Here is an 11,627-nt window from a genome sequence, read left to right as displayed (position 1 = left end):
GTCCAGAGTAGTGGGCCGAACGTCAGCCGAAGTCGGTGAACGGGCTCAGAATGTCGTGGGCGAACTGGGTCACGTTGACCGTCGGATTGCCGTCCGGGTAGCTCACGGTGGCCAGCAGGTTGGCGCCGGCATCGACGAAATCGCCGTCGGCGCGCCCCTGATGAGTTGTCGACGTCACCAGGATGATGCCCGAGGTGCCGGCCTGTTGGGCCAGCGGCACCGAGAACTGCGCATTCTGCACCGTGCTGTTGGCCTTGTCCTCCACGATGATCCGGCTGTCGGGAAAGCCGAGGAGCAACAGCATGCGGCGCATCTGCGCGGCCTCGGTCACGCCGTTCCGCGGGTTGCCGCCGGTGACGATGATCGGCGAGTGCGGGAACATCTGGGCGACGGCCAACCCGGTCAGCACGCGGCGGCGCAAGATCATCCGCATCGAGCCGTCGGGCAGCAGGCCATAGCCCAGGACGACGATCGCCGGTTTGGAGAAGTCCTTGGTGGCGGGTGCTGGTACCGGGGCGGCTTGAGCGGCGGCGGGCACGAGTTCACCCGACATGGTGGCGACGGCCAGGAGCAGAGCGCCGCAGGCGGCCTTCCATCGACGTCGCACGTTACCTCCGACCCGTTGTGAACTGCTGTGGACGTAATCGCGCGGACGTGCGTGGTCGTTACCGCGTTACGGCGTTCACAGCCTCTCCATCGCCCGGGCCATCGCCGAGTGCTCCAGGAAGTCGTAGTGCGCCGGCGAGTACCGCTGGCGACGCCGTCGAGCGTCGCGTGCCGCCCGGTGGTTCGCGATCCACCGCGACAGCAGCCCGGGCTGGTCCGGCACCGGTGCCGCGATGGCCGCTGCCGTCAACAGCTTCACCTCGTGCTCGGTGATCAGCACTGTCGGACGGGTGTCGACGACGCGGGACGGCGATTGATGCACGGGTGCGTGTACGGATGTCATGGTGGATCCCCCGATCTGGTCGGCCGACGAAGTTCGGCCTCATGCCAGAAACCTACGACCGTGACCACGTGAAGGAACGCGTAGAGCCTACTCGGAAGCTGCCCATGCGACACGCAAAAGCCTTGAGCCACAACCACAGTGGTAACGCGCACCACTCGATCCCGCTGATGTGATGCAGGTCACGCCACGTCGATCGCAGGCAAGGAAGATGCCTGAAGAGCGGGTTCCCGTTTCGGCACCAGGGGCGGCGAGCAACAATGGGGCATGGATTTCTACTCCGCCTACCGGCACGGCTTCGTGCGGTTGGCCGCCTGCACCCACCGCACGGTGCTGGCGGACCCCGCCGCCAACGCCGAGTCGGTGCTGCGGATCGCGCGCGCCTGCCACGACGACAGCGTCGCGGTGGCGGTGTTTCCCGAGCTCACCCTGTCGGGTTACTCCCTCGAGGACATTCTGTTGCAGGATTCGCTGCTCGACGCCGTCGAGGACGCCCTGCTGGACATCGTCGCCAGGTCGGCCGATCTGTTCCCCGTACTGGTGGTGGGTGCGCCGCTGCGTTACCTGCACCGCATCTACAACACCGCGGTGGTGATTCACCGCGGCGCGGTGCTCGGGGTGGCGCCGAAGTCCTACCTGCCCACCTACCGCGAGTTCTACGAGCGGCGTCAGGTCGCCGCCGGTGATGATGTGCACGGCATGATTCGCATCGGCGGAGCCGAGGTGCCATTCGGTCCGGATCTGCTGTTCGCCGCCGACGACGTGTCCGGGCTGGTGCTGCACGTCGAGATCTGCGAGGACATGTTCGTGCCGGTGCCGCCGAGTGCGCAGGCCGCGCTGGCGGGTGCGACGGTGCTGGCCAACCTCTCCGGCAGCCCGATCACCATAGGCCGGGCCGAAGACCGCAAGCTGCTGGCCCGCTCGGCCTCGGCGCGCTGCCTGGCGGCCTATCTTTACGCGGCCGCCGGGGAAGGCGAATCCAGCACCGATCTGGCCTGGGACGGTCAGACGATGATCTACGAGAATGGCAGGCTGCTGGCCGAATCCGAACGCTTCCCGATCGGGGAGCGCCGCTCGGTCGCCGACGTCGATCTCGACCTGCTGCGCGCCGAGCGGCTGCGGATGGGCACCTTCGACGACAACCGGCGTCACCATCGGGACAGTTTGAAGTCGTTCCGGCGCATCGGTTTCCAGCTCGATGCCCCCAGCGGAGACATCGGCCTGATGCGGGAGGTGGAACGCTTTCCGTTCGTGCCGAGCGATCCCCTTCGGCTGGAGCAGGACTGCTACGAGGGGTACAACATCCAGGTTGCCGGCCTCGAGCAGCGGTTGCGCGCGCTGAACTACCCCAAGGTCGTGATCGGCGTCTCCGGTGGGCTGGACTCCACCCACGCGCTGATCGTGGCGGCGCACGCCATGGACCGGGAAGGCCGGCCGCGCAGCGACATTCTCGCGTTCACGCTGCCGGGTTTCGCCACCGGCGAGCGCACCAAGAACAATGCGATCAAGCTGTCACGCGCTCTGGGCGTCACATTCGCCGAAATCGATATCAAGGACACCGCGGCACTGATGCTGACCGAGATCGGTCATCCGTTCTCCCGAGGTGAACAGGTCTACGACGTCACGTTCGAGAACGTGCAGGCGGGTCTGCGCACCGACTATCTGTTCCGGCTGGCCAATCAGCGTGGCGGCATCGTGCTCGGCACGGGTGACCTGTCCGAACTCGCTCTGGGCTGGTCCACCTACGGGGTCGGTGATCAGATGTCACACTACAATGTCAACGCGGGCGTGCCGAAAACCTTGATCCAGCACCTGATTCGGTGGGTCATCTCCTCTGGGCAGTTCGAGGATGAGGTCGGCGAGATCCTGCAGTCGGTGCTCGACACCGAAATCACGCCCGAGCTGGTGCCCACCGGCGAGGACGAAGAGATCCAGAGCAGCGAAGCCAAGGTGGGTCCGTACTCGCTGCAGGACTTCTCGCTGTTCCAGGTATTGCGGCACGGCTTCCGGCCGTCCAAGATCGCGTTTCTGGCCTGGCACGCCTGGAGTGATCCCGACAGCGGAAGCTGGCCAACGGGATTCCCGGAAGGTAAGCGACCCGCATACTCGCTCAAGGAGATCCGGCACTGGCTGCAAGTCTTCGCGCAGCGGTACTACTCGTTCAGCCAATTCAAGCGTTCGGCACTGCCGAACGGACCCAAGGTGTCCCACGGCGGCTCGTTGTCGCCGCGTGGCGACTGGCGGGCGCCGTCGGATATGTCGGCGCGGATCTGGCTGGCCGAGATCGAGCGCGAGATCCCCGAGGATTGATCAGCAGCGCTCGCCGACGCCGGGAACGAAACGACCTACCGTTTCGACGTAGTCCCGGTAGGCCTGCCCGTGCACCCTCAGCAGGTACGGCTCTTCTACCAGCCGGACCTGCACCTCGATCGACCCGACCAGCAGTGCAAAGGCAATGACAGCCACGATGTTCGGGGTGGTTAGCGCCAGGCCGAGTCCAAACAGCAGCATCGCGCTGAAGATCGGATTGCGCACCCGGCCGAACAAACCGGTGCGAACCAGCGTCGTCGTCTCGTTGTCGTCGACCCCAATGCGCCACGAGTCGCCCATGTCGAGCTGCGCCCACACCATCATCACGGTACCGAACACCGCGAATGCGATGCCTGTCAACTGAATCCACGGCGCGACCAGGACGGCAAGGGGAGTGATGGCACCGGCGAGCTGCAGGGCGGGTGCGGCCACTGCGCAGATCAGCGCCACCACGAACCCCACGCCGGCCAACCATTCCACCGAGCCCAGGTGCCCGCTGATACCGCGAAATCCGGTCGACCCCGTGCGGCGGTGCTGTTTCCAACTGCGCCAGCCGAATCCGAGTGCGGCGAAGACGGCGAACAGTATCAGTGCGATGGTGGGCACAGTGTCTCTCCCGGGCAGCAGTCGTCAACGGTGGCGGGTGCGCAGCAGGTGTCGCCGCGCCAGGCTTGCAGACCTTCCCGTGCGGCCACACCGGCGATCGCCAGCGCGGCGATCGGGTCGGCCCACCACCACCCGGCCAGCGTGTTGAGCAACAGCCCCGCCAGCAGAACCGCCGAGAGGTATGTGCACAGCAGGGTCTGCTTGGAATCGGCCACCGCCGACACTGAACCGAGTTCCCGGCCGGCGCGGCGCTGAGCCAGCGACAGCATCGGCATGATCACCAGGCTGACGGCCGCGAGTCCGATGCCAATCGCTGAATGTCGAGGTTCCTGCAGTCCGATCAACGCCAGGGTCGCGTCTACGGTTACGTAAACTGCCAGCGCAAAAAACGAGAAGGCGACAAACCGCAGTGCTGCTTTCTCGCGCGTCTCCGGGTCTTTCGCCGCGAACTGCCAGGCGATCGCGGCCGCGGAGGACACCTCGATCAGCGAGTCCAGACCAAAACCGATCAGCGCCGCCGAGGAAACCCGTGCGCCCTCGGTGAGAGCGACCGCCGCCTCTACGATGTTGTAGGCGATCGTGGCCGTCACCAGCAGGCGGATCCGTCTCTTCAGCCGGCCGCGAACCGTGGGCGAGACGGTCGCCATCAGCAGCAGTCGTCGGTGTCGGCGGCGGGGCAGCACGCCGGGTCGACCGTCAATACCAGCCCGATCAGATCGTCGAGTGCCTTGGCGATCCGGGCGTCGGCCAGTTCATAGCGGCTGCGCCGGCCCTCGGGTTCGGCGACCACCAGCCCGCAGCCGCGCAGGCAGGCCAGGTGATTGGACAGGATCTGGCGCGATACACCGATCTTGTCGGCCAGGCCCGACGGATAGCTCGGGCTTTCGCGCAGCAGGAGCAGGATTTCGGCGCGGGTGGGATCGGAAAGAGCGCCGCCGAATCGAGCGAGCGCGTCGCGGTTGATGACGGTCTGCATCCCACGACAGTACAGCCAGGTCTGTATTCAGAAAAGGCTGAACCTTATAGCCTGCCGTCGATACGCAAGTCTGGATGCACCCAGTCGGGGGAGCGGCGTTCCTTGAACGCCATGAAACCCTCGATCGACTCCGGTGAGCCGAGGCTGCGCTGCATCCCGATCCGGTCGTAGAGGCCCAGGTAGTTGTCCAGGCTGGCCTTCACCACCGACCGGGCGTCCGGCGCGGTGCGGCAACACTGAGCGAGCACCTCGCGGGCCGCATCGGCCAGGTCCTCGTGCGGAACCACCCGTGCGACCATGCCCCAGTCCAGGGCTTCCTCGGCGTTCAGCGTGCGGCCGGTGAACATCAGGTCGCGGGTGCGGACCGGGCCGATCAGCCGCGCCAGCATCTGGCTGTAGTACGTGTCGGCGATCCCGCGGTAGAGCTCCGGAACGCGGAACGTCGCGCGGTCGCTGACCACCGCCATGTCGGCGCACAGCGCGATCTGCAGTCCACCGCCCTGGCACAGTCCGTTGACCGCCGCCACCACCGGCTTCGCGGATTGGCGCAGGGTGTCGAACGGCAGGGCGTCCATGCCCAGCGCCGCGCCGAAGGTCAGCCAGTTGTCCACCCCGCCGCCGCCCATATCGCCGCCCGGGGCGAAGACGTCGCCGGTGCCGGTGATGAGCAGGCCGGCCAGGTCGGGATCCGATCCAACGTGGTTGACGGCGTACTTGATGCCGAAGTACATCGCCGGGGTCATCGCGTTGCGGGCTTCGGGTCGGTCCAGGGTGCACACCCCGAACGCGCCTTCCCGGCTGAACTTCAAAAACGGGGTTCCCAGCCAGTCACCCTCAGGTGGCCGCGGTGTGTCGCTGTGTGTCATCGCGTGCAGACTATCGCCACAACGGTAGGGCGTTCAGTTCCGGGTGAGGGCGTCCTCGATCGCCTCGCGCAGCGGTGCACAGTCACCGGCGCCGGCGACCAGGGTCGCCAATGCCCCGGCCGCACAGGCCCGCTCGAGGGCACGCCGATGGCCGGTCATCCAGTCCGCGGCGAGCACACCGGCGAAGACGTCTCCCGCACCGGTGGTATCGATCGCCTCCACGTCGGGACTGGACATCTGGAGCTCGCCGGCGGGGCCCCGGTAGGTCGCCCCGCGAGCGCCCCGGGTGACCACCCGATGCGGGGTCGGCCATGTCCAGTGCGGTTCCTCGGATTCGTTGACGATCACGACGTCGGTGACGGTGGCCAGCTCGCTCAGGCCGGGATCGGCGCTGACCGGGGAGGCGTTGACGATGACGATCGCTCCCACCGAGCGCGCTTCCCGCGCGGCGGCCACCGCCGTCGAGATCGGCACCTCCAACTGGACCAGCAACACCTCGCATTCGGCGATGACCGCGCGAGCCCCCGCCGAAGCCAACGTCAGATGCCCGTTGGCGCCGGGGGCCACCACGATCATGTTCTCGCCGCGATCGTCCACCAGGATCACCGCACTGCCGCTGGCCCCCGACAGCTCTTCGAGACCGTCGAGGCCGACGCCGTTGGCGCTCAGATGTGCCCGCAGCCGGATGCCGGCCGGATCGGCGCCGATCGCGCCGACGAACTGCACCCTGGCACCGGCGCGGGCGGCGGCGACGGCTTGATTACCGCCTTTGCCGCCCGGAGCGACGGTCACCGCTGATGCCAAGACCGTCTCTCCGGCCCCCGGCAGAGCCGCGACGCGGAAGAACTGGTCGACGTTTACGCTGCCCACTACGCATACCCGTGCCACCCGGCTGAGATTAGTCCGGGGCCGGCCCCCACCTGCCGGTTGGTGGGGAGACCGATACCCTGGGGTAATGAGTGTCCAAGCGCCGGTCGCCCACGATGTGGACTTGCGCGACGAGGTGCTGGAGGCCGCCCGCCGGTCGCGGGTCGCCTCCCGCACGCTCGCATCGCTGACCACCACCGTCAAAGACCGGGCGCTGCACGCCGCCGCGGATGCCGTGCTGGCCCACACCCACCAGATCCTGGCCGCCAACGCCGCCGACCTCGACGCCGCCCGGGCCGCGGGCACCGCCGAGGCCATGCTCGACCGACTGGCACTCAATCCCCAGCGCATCGACGGCATCGCCGCCGGCCTGCGCCAGGTCGCCGGGCTGCCCGACCCGATCGGCGAGGTCCTGCGCGGTCGCACGCTGCCCAACGGGCTGCGGCTGCGCCAACAACGGGTTCCCCTCGGCGTGATCGGGATCGTCTACGAGGGCCGGCCCAACGTGACCGTCGACGCGTTCGGCCTCACCCTCAAGTCCGGCAACGCCGTCCTGCTGCGCGGCAGCTCATCGGCCGCGCACTCCAACGCGGAACTGGTCACCGCACTGCGCGGCGCACTGGCCGGCGAAGGGCTGCCCGAGGACGCCGTACAACTGCTGCCCAGCACCGATCGTTCGAGCGTCACTCACCTCATCCAGGCCCGCGGCCTGGTCGACGTGGTGATCCCACGCGGTGGCGCCGGACTGATCGACGCCGTCGTGCGCGACGCTACGGTGCCCACCATCGAAACCGGCGTCGGCAACTGTCACGTCTACGTCCACTCCGCCGCCGACCTGGACATGGCCGAGCGAATCATTCTCAACGCCAAGACGCGGCGGCCCAGCGTCTGCAACGCCGCCGAGACGCTGCTGGTCGACAAGGCCATCGCCGGTACGGCCCTGCCGCGGCTGGTGGGCGCACTGCGACAAGCCGGTGTCACCGTCCACGACGACCCGACCGAGGACGAGCTGCGGGCAGAGTTCTTGTCGATGGACATCGCGGTAGCCACGGTCGACGGTCTCGACGCCGCGATCGACCACATCAACACCTACGGCACCGGGCACACCGAGGCCATAGTCACCACCAATCTCGCTGCAGCACAGATTTTTACCGAACGCGTCGACGCCGCCGCGGTCATGGTCAACGCCTCCACGGCGTTCACCGACGGTGAACAGTTCGGCTTCGGAGCCGAGATCGGCATCTCCACCCAGAAGCTGCACGCCCGCGGCCCGATGGGTCTGCCCGAATTGACGTCAACCAAGTGGATCGTCTGGGGAGACGGCCATACTCGACCTGCCTGAGGCGACGACAGGAGAACCCGTGACGGAAACCCCAGCCCGGCCGGCACCGCTGTTCAGCGACATCGATGATGTCGCCAAGCGGCTCGCCGAGACCGGCTATCTGCCCGATACCGCGACCGCCACCGCGGTGTTCCTCGCCGACCGGCTGGGCAAGCCGCTCCTGGTCGAGGGTCCGGCCGGTGTCGGCAAGACCGAGCTGGCCCGCGCGGTCGCCCAGACCACCGGATCGGGGCTGGTACGTCTGCAGTGCTACGAGGGTGTCGACGAGGCGCGCGCCCTCTACGAGTGGAACCACGCCAAGCAGATCCTGCGGATGCAGTCCGGCTCGAACGATTGGGACCAGGCCAAGTCCGACATCTTCAGCGAGGAATTCCTGCTGTCCCGCCCGCTGCTGACCGCTATCCGCCGCACCGAGCCCACCGTCCTGCTCATCGACGAAACCGACAAGGCCGACATCGAGATCGAGGGCCTCCTGCTGGAGGTACTGAGCGATTTCGCGGTCACCGTGCCAGAGCTGGGCACCATCACCGCGTCACGCACCCCGTTCGTGGTGCTGACCTCCAACGCCACCCGGGAGCTCTCGGAGGCGCTCAAACGTCGTTGCCTGTTCCTGCACATCGATTTCCCCGATCCGGACCTCGAACGGCGCATCCTGCTGTCCCGGGTGCCCGAACTGCCCGAGTCGCTGGCCATCGAACTGGTCCGCATCATCGGCGTGCTGCGCGGTATGCAGCTCAAGAAGGTGCCCTCGGTGGCCGAGACCATCGACTGGGGCCGAACCATCCTGGCGCTGGGGCTCGACACCATTGACGACGCGACCATCGCCGCGACCCTCGGTGTCGTGCTCAAACACCAGTCCGACCAGCAGCGTGCCTCCGGCGAACTGCGGCTGAACTAGGAGACACCAGATGGCCGTCCGCAGGGTGCGCCCCCCACAACCGCTGGCTCCGCACGGGCTGCCCGGCCACCTTGTCGGATTCGTCGAAGCCTTACGTGCCCAGGGGATTTCGGTCGGACCATCCGAAACGGTCGACGCGGGCCGGGTGCTGACCGTGCTGGGCCTCGGTGAGCGCGAGGCGCTGCGTGAAGGTCTGGCCTGCGCGGTGTTGCGCCGCGCCGACCACCGGCAGACCTATGACGCGCTGTTCGACCTGTGGTGGCCGGCGGCGCTCGGCGGCCGCGCCGTCGTGGTCGACGAGGACGCCGATGAGGATCCCCAGCAGGGGCTGCCGCCCGAGGACATCGAAGCGATGCGGCAAATGCTGCTGGATCTGCTGGAGGACAACCCCGACATCGGCGACATGGACGAGCGACTGGTCGCGATGATCGCCCAGATCGTCGAAGCCTACGGCCGGTACAGTTCCAGCCGAGGCCCGTCGTACTCGTCGTATCAGGCGCTCAAGGCGATGGGCCTGGATGAACTGGAAGGCCGGCTGCTGGCCGGCCTGCTGGCACCGCACGACGACGAGCCGACCCCCACCCAGGAGCAGATCGCCAAAGCGGTTGCCGCGCAGAAGATCGCGCAGTTGCGCCGGATGGTGGAAAGCGAGACCAAACGGCGCACCGCCGAACAGCTCGGCCGCGACCACGTCCAGATGTACGGCATTCCGCAGTTGGCCGAGAACGTGGAATTCCTGCGGGCCTCCGGCGATCAACTGCGCCAGATGCGCAAAACGGTCCAACCTCTGGCCCGGATGCTGGCCACTCGGTTGGCGGCCAAACGGCGGCGTCACCGAGCCGGGGCGATCGATTTGCGCAAGACGCTGCGCAAGTCGATGTCGACCGGCGGAGTGCCGATCGATGTCGTGCTGCGCAAGCCGCGACCGGCGCGGCCGGAACTCGTTGTGCTGTGCGATGTCTCGGGTTCGGTGGCCGGCTTCAGCCACTTCACCCTGCAGCTGGTACACGCTCTGCGGCAGCAGTTCTCTCGGGTGCGGGTGTTCGCCTTCATCGACACCACCGACGAAGTGACGCACCTGTTCGGCCCCGACGCCGACCTCGCCGTCGCCATTCAGCGCATCACCCGGGAAGCGGGGGTCTACACCCGCGACGGGCACTCCGACTACGGCAACGCTTTCGTCTCGTTCACCGAGAACTTTCACAATGTGCTCTCCCCGCGCAGCTCGCTGCTGGTGCTCGGCGACGCGCGCACGAACTACCGCAACCCCGCCACCGACATCCTGGCCCACATGGTCAGCGCCAGCCGGCATGCGCACTGGCTGAATCCGGAACCCCGGCACCTGTGGGGCAGTGGCGATTCGGCGGTGCCGCGGTACGAGGACGTCATCACGATGCACGAATGCCGTTCGGCCAAGCAGCTTGCCGCGGTGATCGACCAGCTGCTGCCGGTCTGATTTCGCCCAAACCGACATTTGGCAGGGTAAGTGTGAGTAAATCTCGCCAATTCGTCGATCTCGAGCTCAGTTAGGTCACGGCTGTCCTAGTCGCTGGAGGCCTTCGAGGGCCTGGCGCTGCCGCCGGTGCCCTTCTGATGGTTGCCGGTGCCCGTGCCCGCGGCCTTCTTCGGCGCACCGGCCTTGGCTGCGGTGGCTCTCGGGGTGCTTGCCCTCGGGGTGCTGGCCTTCGGCGCGCTCGCCGCTGAACGGACCGCTTTCGCGGTCGGCGTGACGGTGCTCGTCGCCTCCGCGGGCGTGACGGTGTTCTGCGCCGCGGTGGGCGAAGGCAGGCTGGGCAAGCTGATCGGGGGGAACAACTTCGCGCGGGTCGGCGCGCTGTAGTCCGTGCGGTCGTAACCCATCTCGATGAACTTCCGCAACACCGGATCGATGGCGTTCAGAACCGGGTCGGGCACGTAGCCCTTGAGCGGGATCAACAGCGGAACCAACGGGGTGCGAACGAGGTAATACGTGGTATCCCCGTGCACTTGGTAGTACGCGTTGCCGCCCGCCTTGGCGGCTTCGATGTCGATGGCGGTCAGTTCGGTCTGCGTCTGCCCGTGGACGTAGATCATGCCCATGATGGCGTTGGCCGTCGCCAGCAGGTTCAGCGGGTAGGTGGGGAAGTCGGCCCAGCCGTCGTATTGGCGTGCGACATCGATCGTCAGATCTCCGTTGTCGGGGGTGGCGCCGGTGAAGGTGATGTTGAGAATCGGAATGTAGAGCCCGGCGAACCTTTCCAGCACGCCGCCATTGGGCCGGCTCGGGTTCTCCACGACGACGAAGGTGTTGCCGGTTCCCTCGGGGTGCGCGGCCTTGTAGCGGGACACCACGACCGCGCCCTGCGACAGTCCGAACACGACGTCGCTTTCGGGATCCTTGGCCTCCAGATGCGCTACGCCCTGCGCGACGGACGCATTCCACGTGAGATCGAAGATCCCGTTGTTCGAGACCGGCCAGAAGCCGGCGTTGTAGTCGACGAAACCGCTCGGGGCGGGCGGATCGGCGGGGGTGCCGGTGCCGTCCAGGACCCGCGAGACGAAGTCGCGATACTGCTGATCGGTGGGTGTCCAGCCGATATTCGTGCCGCGAAGATAATCCACCGTCGCCGCGGTGAGCGCCGGGGCGGTGGACACCGTCGGGGTCAGGCCCACCGCCAGTGCAGCGGCCACAGCGGCCACACTCGTCACAGGCAGTGCCAGGCGTCGGCTACCGAAACTCATCATCAATGACCCCTTGATCGGATAACTCGACTCGGGGCGAAATGCTACCTGAATTGCGACGATTCCCCGGGAAGATATTTGCCAGCGCACAGTCA

General features: G+C 67.1%; 12 protein-coding genes. 4 read left to right on the top strand and 8 right to left on the bottom strand.

Annotation, left to right across the window (positions count from 1 at the left end; genetic code table 11):
• Window positions 1-22: 22 nt before the first annotated feature.
• Together ORI27_RS12230 and ORI27_RS12225 are read right to left on the bottom strand one after the other, a co-directional pair.
• Window positions 23-607 (bottom strand): YdcF family protein, encoded by a 585-nt coding sequence (locus ORI27_RS12230; RefSeq protein WP_265997110.1) that lies wholly within the window; start codon window positions 605-607, stop codon window positions 23-25.
• A gap of 75 nt (window positions 608-682) precedes the next feature.
• Window positions 683-949 (bottom strand): hypothetical protein, encoded by a 267-nt coding sequence (locus ORI27_RS12225; protein ID WP_265997109.1) that lies wholly within the window; start codon window positions 947-949, stop codon window positions 683-685.
• Window positions 950-1,213: 264 nt separating this feature from the next.
• Between ORI27_RS12225 and ORI27_RS12220 the strand changes: the two genes are divergently transcribed.
• Window positions 1,214-3,256 (top strand): NAD(+) synthase, encoded by a 2,043-nt coding sequence (locus ORI27_RS12220; RefSeq protein ID WP_265997108.1) that lies wholly within the window; start codon window positions 1,214-1,216, stop codon window positions 3,254-3,256.
• On the opposite strand, the gene ORI27_RS12215 is transcribed toward ORI27_RS12220, so the two are convergent.
• Genes ORI27_RS12215 through ORI27_RS12195 form a run of 5 tightly spaced genes read right to left on the bottom strand, consistent with a single transcriptional unit; the run spans window position 3,257 to window position 6,592 of the window.
• A complete protein-coding gene (locus ORI27_RS12215; RefSeq protein ID WP_265997107.1) occupies window positions 3,257-3,862 on the bottom strand; it encodes a methyltransferase family protein in 606 nt (201 codons plus the stop codon).
• Window positions 3,844-4,509: a cation transporter gene (locus tag ORI27_RS12210; RefSeq protein WP_265997106.1), complete on the bottom strand. Its 666-nt coding sequence runs from the start codon at window positions 4,507-4,509 to the stop codon at window positions 3,844-3,846. The genes ORI27_RS12215 and ORI27_RS12210 overlap by 19 nt, the downstream gene beginning before the upstream one ends.
• Window positions 4,509-4,838: an ArsR/SmtB family transcription factor gene (locus ORI27_RS12205; protein WP_265997105.1), complete on the bottom strand. Its 330-nt coding sequence runs from the start codon at window positions 4,836-4,838 to the stop codon at window positions 4,509-4,511. The genes ORI27_RS12210 and ORI27_RS12205 overlap by 1 nt, the downstream gene beginning before the upstream one ends.
• A 44-nt stretch (window positions 4,839-4,882) precedes the next feature.
• Window positions 4,883-5,704: an enoyl-CoA hydratase/isomerase family protein gene (locus ORI27_RS12200; RefSeq protein ID WP_265997104.1), complete on the bottom strand. Its 822-nt coding sequence runs from the start codon at window positions 5,702-5,704 to the stop codon at window positions 4,883-4,885.
• Between the two features lie 33 nt (window positions 5,705-5,737).
• Window positions 5,738-6,592 (bottom strand): ribokinase, encoded by an 855-nt coding sequence (locus ORI27_RS12195; RefSeq protein ID WP_265997103.1) that lies wholly within the window; start codon window positions 6,590-6,592, stop codon window positions 5,738-5,740.
• Window positions 6,593-6,659: 67 nt separating this feature from the next.
• Between ORI27_RS12195 and ORI27_RS12190 the strand changes: the two genes are divergently transcribed.
• The 3 genes from ORI27_RS12190 to ORI27_RS12180 are packed head-to-tail and all read left to right on the top strand — an operon-like array spanning window position 6,660 to window position 10,267.
• Window positions 6,660-7,913 carry a glutamate-5-semialdehyde dehydrogenase gene (locus ORI27_RS12190; protein WP_265997102.1) on the top strand — a complete coding sequence of 418 codons (1,254 nt, stop codon included), beginning with the start codon at window positions 6,660-6,662 and terminating at the stop codon, window positions 7,911-7,913.
• A 19-nt stretch (window positions 7,914-7,932) separates the two neighbouring features.
• Window positions 7,933-8,811: an AAA family ATPase gene (locus ORI27_RS12185; RefSeq protein WP_265997101.1), complete on the top strand. Its 879-nt coding sequence runs from the start codon at window positions 7,933-7,935 to the stop codon at window positions 8,809-8,811.
• Between the two features lie 10 nt (window positions 8,812-8,821).
• Window positions 8,822-10,267, top strand: a complete 1,446-nt coding sequence (locus ORI27_RS12180; protein WP_265997100.1) for a vWA domain-containing protein — start codon at window positions 8,822-8,824, stop codon at window positions 10,265-10,267.
• 86 nt (window positions 10,268-10,353) lie between these two features.
• Here the strand turns inward: ORI27_RS12180 and ORI27_RS12175 are convergent, their stop codons facing one another.
• Window positions 10,354-11,535: a PE-PPE domain-containing protein gene (locus ORI27_RS12175; protein ID WP_266073947.1), complete on the bottom strand. Its 1,182-nt coding sequence runs from the start codon at window positions 11,533-11,535 to the stop codon at window positions 10,354-10,356.
• Between the last annotated feature and the right edge of the window lie 92 nt (window positions 11,536-11,627).

The organism is Mycobacterium pinniadriaticum (genome assembly GCF_026242045.1).
In the GTDB taxonomy this organism is placed as follows: domain Bacteria; phylum Actinomycetota; class Actinomycetes; order Mycobacteriales; family Mycobacteriaceae; genus Mycobacterium; species Mycobacterium pinniadriaticum.
This window is presented reverse-complemented; position numbering and strand designations above follow the sequence as displayed.

Excerpts from the sequence above, each read along its gene's own strand:
- ORI27_RS12180 (WP_265997100.1), top strand. The coding sequence starts at position 8,822 with ATGGCCGTCCGCAGGGTGCGCCCCCCACAACCGCTGGCTCCGCACGGG.
- ORI27_RS12210 (WP_265997106.1), bottom strand. The coding sequence starts at position 4,509 with ATGGCGACCGTCTCGCCCACGGTTCGCGGCCGGCTGAAGAGACGGATC.
- ORI27_RS12225 (WP_265997109.1), bottom strand. The coding sequence starts at position 949 with ATGACATCCGTACACGCACCCGTGCATCAATCGCCGTCCCGCGTCGTC.
- ORI27_RS12200 (WP_265997104.1), bottom strand. The coding sequence starts at position 5,704 with ATGACACACAGCGACACACCGCGGCCACCTGAGGGTGACTGGCTGGGA.
- ORI27_RS12175 (WP_266073947.1), bottom strand. The coding sequence starts at position 11,535 with ATGATGAGTTTCGGTAGCCGACGCCTGGCACTGCCTGTGACGAGTGTG.
- ORI27_RS12205 (WP_265997105.1), bottom strand. The coding sequence starts at position 4,838 with ATGCAGACCGTCATCAACCGCGACGCGCTCGCTCGATTCGGCGGCGCT.
- ORI27_RS12190 (WP_265997102.1), top strand. The coding sequence starts at position 6,660 with ATGAGTGTCCAAGCGCCGGTCGCCCACGATGTGGACTTGCGCGACGAG.
- ORI27_RS12220 (WP_265997108.1), top strand. The coding sequence starts at position 1,214 with ATGGATTTCTACTCCGCCTACCGGCACGGCTTCGTGCGGTTGGCCGCC.